Source organism: Xanthomonas sacchari (assembly GCF_024266585.1).
GTDB lineage: Bacteria > Pseudomonadota > Gammaproteobacteria > Xanthomonadales > Xanthomonadaceae > Xanthomonas_A > Xanthomonas_A sacchari_C.
This window is the reverse complement of record NZ_CP100647.1, coordinates 1,873,887-1,891,058: the sequence shown is the minus strand read 5'-3', so window position 1 is coordinate 1,891,058 and position 17,172 is coordinate 1,873,887. Positions and strand designations below refer to the sequence as shown.

12 protein-coding genes are annotated in these 17,172 nt (G+C 71.5%); 5 read left to right on the top strand and 7 right to left on the bottom strand.

Annotated elements, in window-relative coordinates; all coding sequences use genetic code 11:
• Window positions 1-21 precede the first annotated feature (21 nt).
• The gene (locus NKJ47_RS07575; protein ID WP_254460873.1) at window positions 22-840 is read right to left on the bottom strand and encodes an AraC family transcriptional regulator; all 819 of its coding nucleotides are present in this window, start codon (window positions 838-840) and stop codon (window positions 22-24) included.
• Window positions 841-951: 111 nt separating this feature from the next.
• Between NKJ47_RS07575 and NKJ47_RS07570 the strand changes: the two genes are divergently transcribed.
• Entirely contained in the window at window positions 952-1,977 is a 1,026-nt protein-coding gene (locus tag NKJ47_RS07570) for an alpha/beta hydrolase (RefSeq protein ID WP_254460872.1), read from the top strand.
• A 69-nt stretch (window positions 1,978-2,046) separates the two neighbouring features.
• Here the strand turns inward: NKJ47_RS07570 and NKJ47_RS07565 are convergent, their stop codons facing one another.
• The 5 genes from NKJ47_RS07565 to NKJ47_RS07545 form a co-directional block, all read right to left on the bottom strand.
• Window positions 2,047-3,492, bottom strand: a complete 1,446-nt coding sequence (locus NKJ47_RS07565; protein WP_254460871.1) for an efflux transporter outer membrane subunit — start codon at window positions 3,490-3,492, stop codon at window positions 2,047-2,049.
• Window positions 3,492-6,692, bottom strand: a complete 3,201-nt coding sequence (locus NKJ47_RS07560) for an efflux RND transporter permease subunit (protein WP_254460870.1) — start codon at window positions 6,690-6,692, stop codon at window positions 3,492-3,494. Before NKJ47_RS07560 ends, NKJ47_RS07565 begins: the two co-directional genes overlap by 1 nt.
• The gene (locus tag NKJ47_RS07555) at window positions 6,689-7,843 is read right to left on the bottom strand and encodes an efflux RND transporter periplasmic adaptor subunit (RefSeq protein WP_254460869.1); all 1,155 of its coding nucleotides are present in this window, start codon (window positions 7,841-7,843) and stop codon (window positions 6,689-6,691) included. Before NKJ47_RS07555 ends, NKJ47_RS07560 begins: the two co-directional genes overlap by 4 nt.
• A gap of 397 nt (window positions 7,844-8,240) precedes the next feature.
• Window positions 8,241-8,564: a cupin domain-containing protein gene (locus NKJ47_RS07550; protein WP_254460868.1), complete on the bottom strand. Its 324-nt coding sequence runs from the start codon at window positions 8,562-8,564 to the stop codon at window positions 8,241-8,243.
• Window positions 8,561-9,184 (bottom strand): cysteine hydrolase family protein, encoded by a 624-nt coding sequence (locus NKJ47_RS07545; protein ID WP_254460867.1) that lies wholly within the window; start codon window positions 9,182-9,184, stop codon window positions 8,561-8,563. The genes NKJ47_RS07550 and NKJ47_RS07545 overlap by 4 nt, the downstream gene beginning before the upstream one ends.
• A 92-nt stretch (window positions 9,185-9,276) precedes the next feature.
• Between NKJ47_RS07545 and NKJ47_RS07540 the strand changes: the two genes are divergently transcribed.
• The 4 genes from NKJ47_RS07540 to mdtD all read left to right on the top strand — a co-directional run bounded on the left by NKJ47_RS07540 (window position 9,277) and on the right by mdtD (window position 13,348).
• Complete coding sequence (locus NKJ47_RS07540; protein WP_254460866.1) at window positions 9,277-10,230, top strand: GlxA family transcriptional regulator; 954 nt, start codon at window positions 9,277-9,279, stop codon at window positions 10,228-10,230.
• Between the two features lie 63 nt (window positions 10,231-10,293).
• Entirely contained in the window at window positions 10,294-10,548 is a 255-nt protein-coding gene (locus NKJ47_RS07535) for a WGR domain-containing protein (protein ID WP_254460865.1), read from the top strand.
• 10 nt (window positions 10,549-10,558) lie between these two features.
• The gene (hemE, locus tag NKJ47_RS07530; RefSeq protein ID WP_254460864.1) at window positions 10,559-11,626 is read left to right on the top strand and encodes a uroporphyrinogen decarboxylase; all 1,068 of its coding nucleotides are present in this window, start codon (window positions 10,559-10,561) and stop codon (window positions 11,624-11,626) included.
• A 291-nt stretch (window positions 11,627-11,917) separates the two neighbouring features.
• Window positions 11,918-13,348: a multidrug transporter subunit MdtD gene (gene mdtD, locus NKJ47_RS07525; protein ID WP_254460863.1), complete on the top strand. Its 1,431-nt coding sequence runs from the start codon at window positions 11,918-11,920 to the stop codon at window positions 13,346-13,348.
• A 183-nt stretch (window positions 13,349-13,531) separates the two neighbouring features.
• Here mdtD and NKJ47_RS07520 read toward each other — a convergent pair whose 3' ends face one another.
• Entirely contained in the window at window positions 13,532-17,110 is a 3,579-nt protein-coding gene (locus NKJ47_RS07520; protein WP_254460862.1) for a hybrid sensor histidine kinase/response regulator, read from the bottom strand.
• Window positions 17,111-17,172 lie beyond the last annotated feature (62 nt).

Below are 17,172 nucleotides of genomic sequence, written 5' to 3'. Positions count from 1 at the left end.
TGCACACGCCCGCATCCGCACTCAGCGTGCCTGCCGCCACGCGCGCGGGGTCTGCCCGACCTGCGCCTTGAACACGCGCGACACTGCGGCCTCGCTGCCGTAACCCACCTCGTCGGCAAGCTGCTTCAGCGGCCGTCCTTCGCACAGGCCGCGCTGCACCAGGGCAATGCGCCAGTCCTGCAGGTATTGGCCCGGGGTGCAGCCGAGGGTCTCGCGAAAACTGCGCGCGAACGCACTGCGCGACATGCCGGCACGGGCGGCCAGGCTCTCCAGCGTCCACGGCTGCGCCGGGGCGTCATGGATGCCGGTCAACGCCAGCCGCAGCCGCGCATCGGCCATGCCGGCGAGCATGCCGCCGTCGGCGAGCCCCTGCTCCATCAGTTCGCGGATCACGTGCACCAGCACCACCTCGAACAGACGGTTCAACACCGCCTGGCGTCCGCAATGCTGGGCAAACGCTTCTTCGAACAGCAGGTGCAGCAGCGTCTCACCCTGGCGCAGCGCGTCCAGCGGCAGGCAGATGCAGGCCGGCAAGGCGCGCACCAGCGGATTGGCCGCGCCACCGCTGAAGCGCAAATGCGCGCAGGCGAAATCCGCGCCGCGTTGCGCATCGGTCTCGAAGCGGTGCGGCATGGCCTGCGGGTACAGCAGCAGGCTCGGCCGGTCGATCCGCAGCACGTGTCCGTCGCCGTTGTGGACGACCACGCTGCCCTCGCGCAGCAGATGCAACTGGCCACGGTCGCCGTCATCGAGCCGGTGCAGGCCGCACAGCGTGCCGGCGTGGAAGACCTCGGCACTGACCGAGAAGTGGGTCAACAAGGCGGCAAGGCGGTCGGTCACTCAGGACTCCGGGTAAAGTTTCGTGGACGATTCGCCACCCATCGTATCGCCTTGGCGCGCAAAGTCACTCCTGTCGCCGGCACCCCGCCCGGCATGCCCCAGGAAACCGCCATGAAGACCCTGCTCCCCTTGCTCGCCACCTCACTGCTGGCTGGCGCGATCGGCACTGCCACGGCCGCGACGCCGGCCAATCAGCCGGCGCCGTTGCGCCCGGTCGCGACGTTCCTCGATGCGCTCAACGACAGCGGCGGCAAGCCGATCGAACAGCTCACGCCGACGCAGGCGCGGCAGGTGCTGATCGAGGCCCAGGCCAATACGCCGCTGCCGCCGGCCGAGGTCAGCCGCACCACCATCCAGGCCGACGGCAAGCCGCTGAACCTGGTGATCGTGCGGCCACCGCACAGCGCCGGCCAGGTGTTGCCGGCCTTCATGTTCTTCCACGGCGGCGGCTGGGTGCTGGGCGACTTCCCGACCCACGAACGCCTGATCCGCGACCTGGTCAACGCCTCCGGCGCGGTGGCCGTCTATGTGGACTACACGCCGTCGCCGGAAGCGCAGTATCCGGTCGCCATCCACCAGGCCTATGCCGCCACCCGCTGGGTCGCCGAACATGGCGCGCAGATCGGCGTGGACGGCAAGCGCCTGGCGCTGGCCGGCAACAGCGTCGGCGGCAACATGGTCGCGGCCGTGGCGCTGCAGGCCAAGGCGGCCGGAACGCCGGCGCTGCGCTACGACCTGATGCTGTGGCCGGTGACCGATGCCAGCTTCGACGATGGCTCGTACCAGCGCTTCCAGAGCGGCTACTTCCTCACCCGCAACATGATGACCTGGTTCTGGGACAACTACACCACCGATCCCAAGGCCCGCGCCGAGATCACCGCCTCGCCGCTGCGTGCCACCCCGGCGCAGCTGGCCGGCCTGCCGCCGACGCTGATCCAGACCGCCGAACTGGACGTGCTGCGCGACGAGGGCGAAGCCTTCGGCCGCAAGCTGGACCAGGCCGGGGTGACGGTCACCGTGACCCGCTACAACGGGCTGATCCATGACTTCGGCCTGCTCAATGCCCTGCGCGACGTGCCCGCGGTGCGGACCGCCATCCAGCAGGCCGGCGACGGACTGCGCGAACACCTGAAGTAAGCGCACCACCGGCGGCACGCCATGCAGCGCGCCCGGCTGCAGCGTGCCGCCAACCAGCTCCCCGCGTACTCAGGGCTGGACGTGCTCCAGCGACGCATCTCCACCCAGCGTGCGGTACAGCGTGACCCGGTTGGTCGCCGCGGTCAGTTCGACCGCGACCAGGCTGCGCTGCGCCGCGTAATAGCTGCGCTGCGCATCCAGGTTGGACAGCGCGCTTTCCACGCCGATGCGATAGCGCTGCGCGCTGGCATCATAGGTGTTGGCGGCATCGGCGAGGAGCGCGCGCTGCGCGCGCAGCTGCGCGTCGATGGTGCCGCGCCGGGCCAGCGCATCGGCCACTTCGCCAAAAGCGGTCTGCACGGTCTTTTCGTAACCGGCCACGGCGGCATCGCGCTGCGCCTCGGTGTAGCGCACGTTGGCACGCGCCGCGCCGCCATCGAACACGGTGTAGGCGGCGCCGGCGCCCACCGAGCCGCTGAATGCGTCGTGGGCGAACAGGTCCGACAGCGCCGTGCTGGTCAGCCCCAACAGGCCGCTCAGGCTGATACGCGGAAACAACGCGGCGCGGGCGGCGCCGATCTCGGCATTGACCGCACGCAGTTCGTACTCGGCCTGCACCACGTCGGGCCGGCGCAGCAGGACGCTCGTGTCCAGGCCGGCCGGCGGATCGCCGATGCGCGCCGCGGCCTCCTCGAGCGAGGCCGGCAACAGCGCCGGATCGACCGGAGCGCCCACCAGCAACTGCAAGGCATTGACGTCCTGCGCCACCGCCGTGGTCTGCGCGGCCAGGTCGGACTGCGCGGCGTGCAGCACCTGGTTGGCCTGATCCAGCGCCGAGTGCGGCACGATGCCGCCGTCCACCCGCTGCGCGGTCAGCGCCACGCTGGCGCCGGCGCTGCGCACGGTGTCCTGCGCCAGCGTCAACAGGCTGCGGTCGCTGGCATAGGTCAGCCAGGCCGTGGCGATGTCGCCGACCAGGGTCAGCCGCGTGGCCCGCGCCGCCGCCTCCTGTTCCAGGTAGCGCTGCTGCGCGGCCGCGGTCAGCGCGCGGATCCGACCGAACAGATCGAGTTCGAAGGCGGTGACGCCCAGCCCCAGGTCGTAGTTGCTCGCATAGCCCGCCGCCGGCGCGGCCGCTGCGTTGCCGCCCTGCGTTCCGTCGTTGGCCGGGGCCGCGCCCTTGCCGCGATAGGAGCGCGCATAGCTCGCGCTGGCGCCGACCTCGGGCAGCATTGCGGCGCGCTGGATCCGGTACTGCGCCCGCGCCTGGGCGATGTCGGCGAGTGCGATCCGCAGATCGCGGTTGCTGTCCAGCGCCTGCGCGACGAGCGCCTGCAGGCGCGGGTCGCCGAACACCTGCCGGTAGCTCAGCGACGGCAATGTGGCCTCGTGCTGCGCCAGGTAGGCATCGCCCACCGGCCACGACGGCGGGATCGGTGCGGCGGGACGCACGTAGGCCGGCGTCAGGCTGCACGCCGACAGCAGGGTGACGGCACCGAGCGCGAGCGCGCGCATCAGGCCGGCTCCGGCAGCGACGGCGCCGACGGCGGCGTGGCGCCGTCGCGACGCGCGCGGCGGCGCGCCAGCCACTCGGCCATCGCGATGTGGAAGGCCGGGGTCAGGTACAGGGTCAGCGCCTGCGAGAACAGCAGGCCACCGACCACCGCGATGCCGAGCGGGCGCCTCGCCTCGGCGCCGGCGCCGAAGCCCAGCGCGATCGGCAGCGACCCCAGCACCGCCGCCAGGGTGGTCATCATGATCGGGCGGAAGCGCACCGTCGCCGCTTCGAGCATCGCCGCGCGCGGCTGTTTCCAGCGTTCCTCACCCGAGCGCTCCAGGTCCAGCGCGTAGTCCACCATCATGATGCCGTTCTTCTTGACCAGCCCGACCAGCAGGATCAGGCCGACGAAGCTGAAGAGATTGAGCTCCTGGCGGAACAGCACCAGCATGAGGATGGCGCCGAAGCCGGCCAGCGGCAGCGAGGTCAGGATGGTGATCGGATGCAGCGCGTTCTCGTACAGGATCGCCAGCACGCCATAGATCAGCAACACGGTGATCAGCAGCAGCATCGGCAAGGTCTTCATCGAATTCTCGAAGGCCTGCGCCGAGCCGGCGAACTGGCCGCTGATGGCGCGCGCATCGCCCTTGCCCAGGGTCTGCGCCATCAGGTTGCCGATGCCGGCGGCGGCCTCGCCCAGCGACACGCCGGGCGCCAGGTTCATCGACAGGGTCACCGCCGGCAGGCCGGCGTAGTGGTTGATCGCCACCGGCCCCACGCCCATGCGCACGTCGGCCACCGCGCGCAGCGGCACCATCGGGCCGCCGGCCGCGGTCAGCACCGCGCTGGTGCCGGAACTGCTGTTGGAGGTCTGCGTGCCGATCGCGGTGATGCCCGGGTTCTGGTTGCCGTTGAACGACAGCGCATCCAGGCCGTTGAGGTCGGCCTGCGCCGCGGGGTCGACCTGCAGCAGCACCTCGTACTGGTCCGTGTCGCCGTAGATGGTGCTGATCTTGCGGCCGCCGTACGCGCTGGCCAGGGTGTCCTGCAGGCCGGCGGCGGTGACGCCCAGCGCCGCGGCCTGCTCGCGGTGCAGCACCACCTCGATCTCCGGGTTCTTGAGCTGCAGGTCGCTCTGCGGATCCTGCACCTGGCGCAGTTGCCGGAGGCGTTGCAGGATGATGTCGGACTGGGCGTACAGCGCCTTCTGGTCGGTGGACTGCAGCACGTACTGCAGCGAGCCGTTCGAGGCGGTCGGCCCCATGTCGATCGCCGGCGGATTGCGCATGTTGAGGGTGATGCCCTGGATCGCGGCGACCTGCTTGCGCACGTCCTGGATCACCTGCTCGGCGCTGCCGCTGCGCTCGGACAGCGGCTTGAGCCCGATCAGCAGGCGCCCGCTGTTGCTGAGGGAATTGTCCGAGCCGATCACCGATTCGACGTTGGCCACGTTGGGATTGCGCTGGATGATCTTCACCACCGCCGCCTGCTTGGCGACGAAGTCGGCGAAGGCGGTGCCCTCCGGCACACGGGTGTCGCCGTCGATCTTTCCCGAATCGACCTGCGGGATGAAGCCCTTCTCGACCACGGCATAGACGCCCGCGGTACCGACCAGGGTGGCCACGCCGATGACGCACATCAGGCCGATGCGCTCGGTGGCCCAGGCCAGCGAGCGCGCGTAGCCGCGTTCGCTGGCGTCGACCAACCGGTCGAAGCGCTCGAACACCCAGCCCGTGCTTTTCTTCGGGTCGAGCCAGCGGCTGGCGAGCATCGGCGTGAGGGTCAGCGAGACGATCCCGGACAGGATCACCGCGATCGCGATCACCATGCCGAACTCGGAGAACAGCCGCCCGACCAGTCCGCCCATGAACACGATCGGCAGGAACACCGCCGCCAGCGACACCGTCATCGACAGCACGGTGAAGCCGATCTCGCGCGAGGCGGCGATGGCCGCGTCCATGCGGCTGGCGCCCTGCTCGGCGTGGCGGACGATGTTCTCGATCACCACGATGGCATCGTCGACCACGAAGCCGACCGACAGGGTCAGCGCCAGCATCGAGATGTTGTCGAGGCTGAAGTGCAGCAGGCGCATCACCGCGAAGGTGCCGATCAGCGAGGTCGGCAGCACCAGCGCGACGATCAGCGTCGCCATCCAGCTGCGCAGGAACAGCAGGATCACCACGATCACCAGCAGCAGCGAGCCGAGCAGGGTCCATTCGACGTCCTCGACCGAGGCGCCGATGTAATCGCCGCGGTCGTAGAGCACGTCGAGCTGGGCGTCGCCGGGCAACTGCGCGCGGATCCCCGGCAGCGCCGCCTGGATGCCCTGGGTCACCGACAGCGTGTTGGCGCCCGGCTGGCGGTGGAGGTTGATCTCGATCGCGCGCTGGCCGTTGAGCGAGGCCGCGGTCTGCAGGTTTTCGACGCTGTCCTCGGCATGGCCGACGTCGCGAAAGCGCACCGGCGCACCGTCGGCATAGGTCAGCACCATGGCGTCGAAATCGGCCGCGCGCTTGAGCTGCCCGTCGGCGCGCACAGTGTAGGACCGCGCGCGCCCCATCAGCGTGCCGGCCGGCGCGTTGCTGTTGCCCGCCTGCACCGCCGAGACCACCTGGTCGAAGCCCAGGTGGCGGGCGGCGAGCAGGTGCGGATTGACGAACAGGCGCACCGCATACTTCTGCGCGCCGTTGACGTCGATCTGGCCGGCGCCCGGCACCGAGGCCAGGCGCAGCGCCACGCGGTCCTTGGCGAACTGGTTGAGCAGCGGCAGCGCGATGGTCCTGGAGCGCAGGATCAGGTGCATGATCGGCGCGGCGCTGGGATCCTCCTTCTGGATCTGCGCCGGATTGATCTCGCGCGGCAGCAGCCCGGCCGCCTGCGAGACCGCGTTCTGCACGTCCTGCGCGGCGGCATCGACATTGCGGCTCAACGCGAACTGCAACACGATGCGGGTGCTGCCGACGCTGCTGGTCGAACTCATCGTGTCCAGCCCGGGCAGGCCGCTGAACTGCCGCTCCAGCGGCGTGGCCACCGCCGCGGCCATGGTCTCGGGATTGGCGCCGGGCAGCGACATGTTGACGGTGATGGTCGGGAAACTGACGTCGGGCAATTCGCTCACCGGCAGCGCGAAGTAGGCCATGGCGCCGGCCAGCACCAGCCCGATCATCAGCACCGAGGTCATCACCGCGCGGCGGATGAACAACGCCGACAGGTTCACGCAGGCCGTCCGGTGGCCGCCGCGTTCGGCGTGGCGGGCTGGTTGCCGGAGCGCACCGCGGTGCCGTCGCGCAGTTCGTTGGGCACGGTGAGGATGACGCGATCGCCCGCGCGCAAGCCCTTGGCGATCACCGCCTGCCCGTCGATCATCCGCGCCACGCTGAGCGGCCGCGCCGCGGCGTGGCCATCGACCACGCAGTACACGTACGGCCCCTGCTGTCCCTGCTGCAAGGCACTCTCGGGCACCGACAGCGCCTGCGGGTCCTCTGCCAGGATCACCCGCACGGTGACGAACTGCCCCGGCCACAGCGTGCCAGCGGCGTTGGCGAAACGCGCGCGCAGTTCCAGCGTGCCGCTGCTGGTGTCGAAGGCGTTGTCGAGAAACGCCACCTCGCCGCGATCGAGCAGCGTGCCGCTCACCGCATCCAGCGCCAGCACCGGCAGGCCCAGGCCCTGGCGACCGGCCGGCGCGGCGCGCACGGCGTCGACCTGCACATGCGCCAGGGCGAAGCGCACTTCGATCGGCGTGCTGACATTGAGCGTCACCAGCGCCGTGCTGGAGCCGCTGGACACCAGGTTGCCCGGCTTGACCGCGATGGCGCCGGCGCGGCCGTCGATGGGCGCGCGGACCTGGGTGTAGGCCAGCGACAGCTGGGTCTGTTCGACCTGGGCCTGGTCGGCGGCGACGGTGCCGCGCAGCGAGCGCAGCGTGTCGGCCGCGGTGGTGTAGGTCTTGGGATCGACCGCGCCGGTCCTGGACAGCTTGCCGTAGCGCGCCTCGGTGTCGGCCGCGTCCGCCGCCAGTGCCTGGTCGCGCGCCAGGGTGGCGCGCGCCTGCGCCAGCGCCGCCCGCAGCGGCCGCGGGTCGATGGTGAACAGCAGTTGCCCGGCGTGGACCTGCTCGCCGTCATGGATCAGCACCGACTGCAGCACCCCGTCGGTCTGCGCGCGCACCTCTACGGTCTGCGGCGACAGCAGGGTGCCGGAGGTCTCGATGATGTCCGGCACCCGATGCGGCGCCACCGTCATGGTCTGCACCCGCAACGGCTCCGGTGCCGCCGCGGGTTGCTGGCGATGCGCGCGCCAGGACCAGATGCCGAGGATCAGCAGGCACAGCGCGCCCAACCCGGCGAAGACCGCGACCCGCCCCATGCCGCGGGCGGCGCGTGGCGTGGCCCGCTCTCGCACACCCCGGCGTGGCGCGCGCAACAGCAAGGCATCGTCGAAGATGGCAACGGGCGGCGCGGGAGCCTGTCCCGCGCCGACATCCGGGTACTGCCCAGGGAACCGCCCATCGCTCTGGCTTCGCATGTCGGCCGCGTCCGCACTCGTGGTGAATGGCGATGCCGTGACACCAGGATCTCTGTGCGCACGCAGCGGCATAGCCTGTCCCAATGACGCCAGAACGGCAGTGATGGGCCCGTGATAGAACGCACACCGCGATGCGCAGCCTGCGGCGCCTCTCGCGCCGGCCGTCGGCCGCGCGACGCCCCTGCCAGCACTCGCGACACGCCGCGCGCTGCTGTCGCGCGCGCGGCGTGCCGGATCCTCATGGACTGCCGTCGCGCTCCACCACCAGCACCCGCGCCGGGCCCTGGGGGTGCGCCACGTGCTCGGTGCCCTCCGGCGCATGGAACACGTCGCCGGCCTGCAGCAATGCCGCCTGCTCGACGCCGTGCACGCGCCAGCGCATCTGCACCTGTCCGTCCAGCACCACGAACACCTCCTGGCCGTCGTTGACGTGCCAGACATAGGGCTGGTCGGTCCAGTGGATGCGCACGCCGATCCCGTCCAGCAGCGCCACCGGCAGCGCCTCCCAGGCGCGGGTGCCGGTGAAGTCACGCGCGCGCAGCACCCGCGGCGCGGCGCTCATGCCGCACCCCGCGCGCGGCGGTTGGACTGCAGCACGCTGTCGCGCGGCAGCGGCTGCCGCGCCGCCACCGCCGCGATCCACTGCGCGGTGTCGGCGACCGCAGCGAAGTTGCTGTGGAACACTACCCCGAACACCCGGTGGATCTCCTCGGCGCTGGCCTGACCGGCGGCGTTGGCGTACGGCAGCGCGCCGCTGGCGTCGCCCAGCACTTCCACCGCCAGCCCGCGGTGGAAGGCCTCGTACACGGTCGAGGCGTTGCAGTTGTGGGTCATGTAGCCGGCCACGGTGAGGGTGTCGATCGCCTGCTGCTGCAGCCAGTCGGCCAGGTCCGTGTCGGCGAAGACGCTGGGCCGGGTCTTGCGCAGCAGCCGCGTGCGCGGCCGCGCGGCGACCTGCGGGTGCAGGCCCCAGCCGGCGCTGCCTTCGGCGAACACCGGCGCCTGCGCCGGCGCGGTGTGCTGCACCACCAGCACCGGCACGCCGTGCGCCTGTGCCGCGTCCATTGCGCTCAGGATGTTGGGCAACGACGCAGCCACCGGCGGATGGGCGATCGGCAACGCGCCATCGAAATACTCATTCTGGACGTCGATGACCAGCAGGACGCGACGGGGAGACGGCATGGCAGGGCTCCAGGGCGAAGGGGCGGCCAGTGTCGGCGGCCACGCCCGCGCCGACGAGTGGCCCGAATCGCCATTTTCGCTAAAATCGGGCCATGTCGCCGCATCGCATCGCCGTGGTCGCCTTCGACCGCATCAGCCCGTTCCACCTGGCGGTGCCCTGCCAGGTGTTCGAGGCGCGGCCCGACGCCGACCTGCCGGCCTTCGACCTGCGGGTCTGCGCGGCCGACCCGGGCCCGTTGCGCACCGATGCCGGCTTCGCCATCCAGGTGCAGCACGGCCTGGAAGCGCTGGAGGACGCCGACACGGTGATCGTGCCGTCCTGGCGCGACGCCGCCGAGCCGGCGCCGGCGGCGCTGTGCCAGGCGCTGCGCCGCGCCCACGCCGGCGGCGCGCAGGTGGTCGGGCTGTGCCTGGGCACCTTCGTGCTGGCCGACGCCGGCCTGCTCGATGGCCGCCCTGCCACCACCCACTGGGCGGCGCTGGCGCGCTTCGCGCAACGCCACCCGCAGGTGCGGCTGCAGCCGGACGTGCTGTACGTGGACGACGGCGACGTGCTGACCTCGGCCGGCACCGTGGCCGGCATCGATTGCTGCCTGCACCTGGTGCGCCGCCGCCACGGCGCCGCGGTCGCCAACCGCATCGCCCGGCGCCTGGTGGTGGCGCCGCACCGCCAGGGTGGGCAGGCGCAGTACGTCGAACAGCCGCTGCCGGCCAATCGCCGCGACGCCCTGCTCGGCCCGACCCTGGACTGGATGCTGCAGCGGCTGGAGCAGCCGCTACGCCTGGACGCGCTGGCCGCGCACGCGCGGATGAGCCGGCGCAGCTTCACCCGGCAGTTCCGCCAGGTGACCGGGACCACCGTGGTGCAGTGGCTGGCGCACCAGCGGCTGGTGCGCGCCCAGCAGTTGCTGGAGCGCACCGACCTGCCGCTGGAGCGGATCGCCGCCGACTGCGGCTTCGGCAGCGCCGGCGCGCTGCGCCAGCAGTTCACCCGCGACCTGGGGCTACCGCCCTCGGCCTACCGCCGCGGCTTCCGCACCGGCTGAGCGCCCGCTGGGTTCCGCCGCCCGGGCCACGTCGCCTGCACCGGCACCCGCTACAATCGGCGCATGCGCGTCTTCCTCCAGCAACGCCCCGACGGCAACGAGCCGCCACGCTACCTGCAGTTGACCCTGCAGCCGGACCTGTTCGGCGGCTGGGAGTTGTTGCGCGAAAGCGGCCAGATCGGCGGCCGCGCGCAGCTGCGGCGCGAGCTGTACCTGCAGCAGGACGACGCCCACGCCGCCTTCGAGAAGGCCCGCGACGCCCAGCTCAAGCGCGGCTTCCAGGTCATGTTCACCCGTGGCGCCGACGCGCCGCGCTAAGGAATCCCCCATGCTCAAGAACGACCGCCTGCTGCGCGCGCTGCGCCGCGAGCCCGTGGACCAGACCCCCGTGTGGCTGATGCGCCAGGCCGGGCGCTACTTGCCCGAGTACCGCGCCACCCGCGCCCGCGCCGGCAGCTTCCTGGCCATGGCCAAGACCCCGGAACTGGCCTGCGAGGTGACCCTGCAGCCGCTGGCGCGGTTCCCGCTGGACGCGGCGATCCTGTTCTCCGACATCCTCACCATTCCCGATGCGATGGGCCTGGAGCTGTACTTCGTCGAAGGCGAAGGCCCCAAGTTCCGCCATCCCGTGCGCGACGCGGCGGCGATCGCCCGGCTCGGCGTGCCGGACATGGAGACCGAGCTGCGCTACGTGATGGACGCGGTGCGGGTGATCCGCCGCGAGCTGGACGGCCGCGTGCCGCTGATCGGCTTCTCCGGCAGCCCCTGGACCCTGGCCTGCTACATGGTCGAGGGCGGCGGCAGCGACAACTACGCGCGGATCAAGGCGCTGGCGCTGAACGACCCGGCGGCGCTGCACGCACTGCTGTCGGTCAACACCGACGCGGTGATCGCCTACCTGGCCGCGCAGCGCGCGGCCGGCGCGCAGGCGCTGCAGGTGTTCGACACCTGGGGCGGCGTGCTGAGCCCGGCCATGTACCGCGAGTTCTCCCTGCCCTACCTGCAGCGCATCGCCCGCGAACTGGCGCGCGGCGACGGCGCCGAACGCACCCCGCTGATCCTGTTCGGCAAGGGCAACGCGCCCTACCTGGAGGAGCTGGCCGCCTCCGGCGCCGAAGGCGTGGGCGTGGACTGGACCATCGACCTGGCCGACGCCGCGCGCCGCACCGGCGGCCGCGTCGCCCTGCAGGGCAACCTGGACCCGGCGGTGCTGTACGGCGCGCCGGCGGCGATCGAACGCGAGGTGCAGCGCGTACTGCACAGCTATGCCGACGGCAACGGCGGCGCGCTGGACGGCCACGTGTTCAACCTCGGTCACGGCCTGTCGCCGGACATGCAGCCCGAGCATGTCGGCGCGTTGGTGGAGGCGGTGCAGCGGCATAGCCGGCGTGCTTAGGGGCTGGGATTCGGGATTGCAGTCGCGCGCATGGTCGGCGATCTGACCGTGCGCTCGATTCCTTGCGCTTTTGCGTAGGGGCGGCTTCAGCCGCGACGGCATGGTGCGGGAACGCCCGTCGCGGCTGAAGCCGCTCCTACGAGCGCGCGTGCATGCCGCCGGCTGCGGAGGTTTGCACGGCGCCGATCGCTGAGCGCGGGCTGCATCGCAACGCGCAACGATCGCGGCTCCACGGCACTGCGACGCGATCTGCGCGATCCTATGGATCCCCTCGCGTCGCCCTGCGTGCCGATGTCCGCGCCCTCCTCCGATCCGATCGCTATTCCCAACACGCGCAGTTTCCGTCCGCTGCTGTGGCTGGTGTCGCTGGCCATCTTCATGCAGATGCTGGATGCGACCATCGTCAACACCGCGCTGCCGGCGATGGCGCGCAGTCTGGGCGAGAGCCCGCTGCAGATGCAGTCGGTGGTGTTCAGTTACGCGCTGGCCGTGGCGATGTTCATTCCCGCCTCCGGTTGGATCGCCGACCGCTACGGCACCCGCCGCACCTTCCTGATCGCGATCGTGCTGTTCACCCTGGGCTCGCTGCTATGCGCGGCGGCGCCGCGGCTGCCGTACCTGGTCGCCGCGCGCGTGCTGCAGGGCATCGGCGGCGCGATGCTGCTGCCGGTCGGCCGGCTGGCGGTGATGCGCTCGGTGTCGCGCGCGCAGTTCCTCAGCGCGATGAGCTTCATCGCCATCCCCGCGCTGATCGGGCCGCTGGTCGGGCCGACCCTGGGCGGCTGGCTGGTACAGGTAGCGTCCTGGCACTGGGTATTCCTGATCAACCTGCCGATCGGCGCGCTCGGTTTCGCCGCGGCGCTGAAGATCATGCCGGACTTCTACGGCGAGCAGCGCACCCGCTTCGACCTGATCGGCTACGCCATGCTCGCCTTCGGCATGGTCGCGCTGTCGCTGGCGCTGGACGGCATCTCCGACCTGGGCCTGCGCCACGCCTTCGTGATGCTGCTGGCGATCGCCGGGCTGGCCGCGCTGATCGGCTACTGGCTGCACGCGGCCAATGCGGCGGCACCCCTGTTCCCGCTGCATCTGTTCAAGGTCACCAGCTTCCGCATCGGCATCCTCGGCAACCTGTTCTCGCGCGTGGGCAGCGGCAGCATGCCGTTCCTGATCCCGCTGCTGCTGCAGGTGGGCCTGGGCATGAGCCCGATGGACGCCGGCCTGATGATGATCCCGGTGGCGCTGGCCGGCATGGTCTCCAAGCGCGCGGCGGTGAAGCTGGTGGAGCGCTTCGGCTACCGCCGCGTGCTGATGACCAACACCGTGCTGGTCGGCACCGCGATGGCCAGCTTCCTGCTGTTCGACGCCGGCCAGCCGCTGGGCTGGCGGCTGCTGCAGCTGGCGCTGTTCGGCGCGGTCAACTCGCTGCAGTTCACCGTCATGAACACGGTGACCCTGCGCGACCTGGACCGCGACCAGGCCAGCGCCGGCAACAGCCTGCTGTCGATGGTGATGATGCTGGCCACCGGCTTCGGCGCCGCGGCCGCCGGCAGCCTGCTGGCCGCCTTCAACACCCATCTCGGCGATACCCACGGCGCTACCGCGGCACTGCACGCGACCTTCGTCTGCGTCGGCGCCATCACCCTGACCTCGACCCTGATCTTCTGGCAGTTGCCCGACACCCGGCCGCATCCGAAGCAGGTGGAGGAGGTGGCCGAGTAGCCGAGTAGCCGGGATTGGGGAATGGGGAGTGGGGATTCGCTACGGCGGCGGCGTTGCGGTCTGCCGGATCCTTTGACTCTGGTACGACCGGCTTCGGCCGCGACCGGGCGTTCCGCATGACGTGCGGTCGCGGCCGAAGCCGCTCCTAAGGGAGGCACCGCGCAGGGAGGCACCGCGCATCGCCTACGTCACGTCACTGCTCTCGCCCTTGCCCCCGGCGTCCGGGTTCCCGTTTTCGGGTTCCGGCCTGCCCTCCACCGCCTCGGCCAGCATCTCGCCGGTCACCGGCTTGCGCAGGAAGCCGCTGAAGCCGGCAGCGCGGGCCTGCGGTTCGGCATCGGCGTCGGCGCGGGCGGTGACCGCGATCAGCGGCATGCCGTAGCCGAAGGCGCGCAACTGCCGCGCCAGCGCCAGGCCGTCCAGGCCGGGCAGATCCAGGTCCAACAAGGCGATGTCGAAGCTGCTGGCCGCCGCTTCGGTCAGCGCGGCCAGCGCATGCGCGGCGTGGGTGACGTGGTGGCCGCGCGCGCGCAGCAGGCCGCCGACCACTTCGGCCACGGTCGGGTCGTCCTCGACCAGCAGGATCCGCCGCGGCGCCGCGGCGCTGGCGGACGCGCGGGTGTCGCGCGGCGCCTGCGGCAGCGGCACCGGCGCCCACGGCAACGGCAGGTCGACCACGAAGCGGGTGCCGGCGCCGAGGCGGCTGCGCAGGTCGATGCGCCCGCCCATCGCCACCGCCAGTTCCTGGCTGATCGCCAGGCCCAGGCCGCTGCCGCCGTAGCGCGCGGCGGTGCGCGGCCCGTCGGCCTGCTCGAAGCGCTGGAACAGCCGCGCCTGCTGCTCGGCATTGATGCCCGGCCCGGTGTCGGCCACCTCGAAGCGCACGCCCTGCTGCGGCTGCAGCGGCGCCACCCGCAACTGCACGCTGCCGTGCTCGGTGAACTTGATGGCGTTGTTGAGCAGGTTCAGCAGGATCTGCCGCACCCGCGTGGCGTCGCCGCGTGCGGTGACCTCCGGCGGCATGGCGTTGTCCAGCGCGAACGCCAGGCCGCGGCTGCGCGCCATCGGCCCCATCATCGCCTCCAGTTCGGCGATCAGCCGGCCCAGGTCGAACGGCTGCTGGTCCAGTTCCAGGCGCCCGGCCTCGATCCGCGCCAGGTCCAGCGCATCGTTGACCAGGCGCAGCAGATGCGAGCCGGCGTCGCGGATCGATTCGGTGTAGCGGCGCTGCCTGGCATCCAGCGGCGTGGCCAGCAGCAGTTCGCTCATGCCCAGCACCCCGGTCATCGGCGTGCGCACCTCGTGGCCCAGCGTGGCCAGGAAGCGGGTCTTGGCCAGCGAGGCCTGCTCGGCCACCTCCTGCTTGTGCACCGCCAGTTGCCAGGCGGCGCGCCGGCGCAGCCGGCGCCGGTACAGGTACGCGAGCAGCCACAGCGCCAGCACCGCCAGCACCGCCAGCCCGGCCACGCCCCAGGGGCTGCGCCACCACGGCGGCAGCACGCGGAAGCGCAGCGTGACCACCTTCGACCACACCTTGTCGGCGGTGCGCGCCTGCATCTCCAGCACGTAGTGGCCCGACGGCAGACGCGAGAACAGGCGCTCGCCGCTGGCGCCCACGTCGACCCAGTCCGGGTCGTAGCCGCTGAGGCGGAAGCGATAGCTGTTGGCCTCGGTATCGGAGAACGACAGCAGCCGCGCGACCACGTGCAGGTCGCGGTCGCCTTCCTGCAGCACGATCTGACCGGCGTGCAGCAGGTCCAGCCCGCGCTCGCCACGACGCACGCCGATCCGCTCGATCACCAGCGGCGGCTGCCGCCGCGACGGCACCACCTGCGCCGGCTCGAACAGCACCACGCCGTCGGGGGTGCCGCCGAGGATCTGGCCGCTGCGCGCCTGCACCAGGCTGCGGGTCTGGAACTCCTGGTTGGGCAGGCCGTCGTGCACGCCATAGGAGCGGATCGCCTTGCTCGCCGGGTCGACCCGGATCAAGCCGCGCATGCTGCTCAACCAGGCGACGCCGCTGGCATCGACCACCAGGCCGTTCGGCGCCAGCGCGGGGAACTCCTGCTCGGCGTCGATGCGGTCGAGCAGGCTCAGCCGGCGGCCATCCCACAGATAGCGCTCCAGGCAGCCGACACTGGCCAGCCAGACCACGTTGCCGTCGCTGATCGCCATGGCGCTCAAGGGGCGCTGCGGCGCGCCCGGCACCGGCTCGAAACGCGCCTGCGCCGGGTTCCAGGCCAGCAATCCATGCTGCCCCAGCAGCCAAGGCTGACCCTGCGGCCCTGGGCCTGCCTGCTGCACCACCAGGTCGGCGGGCACGCCGGCGGTCCCCGGCGTCATGTTGCGCAGCACGTGCCCGTCGAGGTCGCGCACCTGCGCGCCGCCGAGGTCGCTGAAGATCCAGACATGGCGGTCGCCGCTGAAGGCGATCCGGTCCACCAGGTCCATGATCGGCGCATCGGCACCGGCGTCCTTTTCCCAGCGCCGGACCTCGCCGGTGGCCGGGTCGTAGCGCAGCACGGCCCCGGCTGCGGCCGCCCACACCCGGCCCTGCGGGTCCTCGGCGATCGCCCGTGTCCAGTCCATACCGAACATCGCCCGCATGTGCCGATGCACCGCGCCGGTGGCCGGATCCAGCTTGTCCAGCACCCCGCGCGTGCCGGCCAGCCATACGCCGCCATCGCGGGAGGCGGCGGTGGCCAGCACATAGGGATTGCCCATCGACTCCGGGTCGTCGACCCGGTAGGACAACACCGAGAACTGCTGCCAGTTGGCCGGCAGGTGCCACAGGCCGGCATTGGTGCTGGCGAACCAGAGGCCGCCCTCGCGGTCCTCGAAGGCCAGCGACCAGTTCGGCTTGACCAGCCCATGCGCGGAATTGCTGTACAGCGGCACGTTGCGGATCACCGCGGATTCGCTTTCGCGGCCCAGCCCATCCAGGGTGTCGAACCAGCGGGTACCGTGGCGATCATGCACCAACATGCCCAACACGCTTTCGCCGGGCATGTTGCGCCAGTACGGCTCCACCACGCTGCCGTCGGCACGCACCAGGCGCACCCCGCCGGTGGTGGCGACCCACAACGTGCCATCGCGCTCGGGGGTCAGCCCCTGCACGTCCGGCCGCGGCAGCGCAGTGGCGGCGACGCGCTGGAAATCGTGCCCGGTCCAGCGCGCCAGGCCGCCGCGGGTGCCCACCCACAAGGTGCCGTCCGGGGTGGTCGCCAAGTGGGTGATGCTGGCCGAGGGCAGGCTGCGCGCGTCGCCGGGAATCGGCATGAAGCGGCGCAGGCGCCCATCCGGCTGCAGTTGGTGCAGGCCGCCGGCGGCGGTACCGAACCAGACGCTGCCGTCCGGCGTGGAGGTGATGGCCCAGACGGTGGTGGAGCCGATCTGCGGATAGGTGCTGCGATCGTAGTAGCGGAACTGCCGGCGGTCGGCCGACAGCACGCCCAGGCCCGCGCCGTCGGTGCCGAACCAGACCCGGTTCTGCGCATCCACGTGCACCGACCAGATCTTGTTGTGGTGCAGGCCGTCCTCGATGCGCCAGATGCGGTAGCCGCGTCCGTCGAAGCGGGCCAGGCCGTCGCTGCTGGCCAGCCACAGATAGCCGAGCTTGTCCTCGGCGAAGCCATTGATGCTGTTGGACGGCAGGCCGTCGGCCACGGTCAGTTGGCGCGGCTGCGGCGTCGGCGGCACCGCCGCGGCGGCGACCGCGGACCACGCCAGCAACAGCCATCCCAAGATCCGTCTCGCCCGCATCGCCTTTGTCTCCCCCGACAGGCATCCGTCCCGCGTCACCGGCGCCATCGTCGGCGATAACC

What these genes read in the sequence shown, in the direction of transcription:
- NKJ47_RS07570 (WP_254460872.1), top strand. Translation starts at nt 952, where the DNA reads ATGAAGACCCTGCTCCCCTTGCTCGCCACCTCACTGCTGGCTGGCGCG.
- NKJ47_RS07565 (WP_254460871.1), bottom strand. Translation starts at nt 3,492, where the DNA reads ATGCGCGCGCTCGCGCTCGGTGCCGTCACCCTGCTGTCGGCGTGCAGC.
- NKJ47_RS07555 (WP_254460869.1), bottom strand. Translation starts at nt 7,843, where the DNA reads ATGGGGCGGGTCGCGGTCTTCGCCGGGTTGGGCGCGCTGTGCCTGCTG.
- NKJ47_RS07550 (WP_254460868.1), bottom strand. Translation starts at nt 8,564, where the DNA reads ATGAGCGCCGCGCCGCGGGTGCTGCGCGCGCGTGACTTCACCGGCACC.
- NKJ47_RS07545 (WP_254460867.1), bottom strand. Translation starts at nt 9,184, where the DNA reads ATGCCGTCTCCCCGTCGCGTCCTGCTGGTCATCGACGTCCAGAATGAG.
- NKJ47_RS07540 (WP_254460866.1), top strand. Translation starts at nt 9,277, where the DNA reads ATGTCGCCGCATCGCATCGCCGTGGTCGCCTTCGACCGCATCAGCCCG.
- NKJ47_RS07535 (WP_254460865.1), top strand. Translation starts at nt 10,294, where the DNA reads ATGCGCGTCTTCCTCCAGCAACGCCCCGACGGCAACGAGCCGCCACGC.
- hemE (WP_254460864.1), top strand. Translation starts at nt 10,559, where the DNA reads ATGCTCAAGAACGACCGCCTGCTGCGCGCGCTGCGCCGCGAGCCCGTG.
- mdtD (WP_254460863.1), top strand. Translation starts at nt 11,918, where the DNA reads ATGTCCGCGCCCTCCTCCGATCCGATCGCTATTCCCAACACGCGCAGT.
- NKJ47_RS07520 (WP_254460862.1), bottom strand. Translation starts at nt 17,110, where the DNA reads ATGCGGGCGAGACGGATCTTGGGATGGCTGTTGCTGGCGTGGTCCGCG.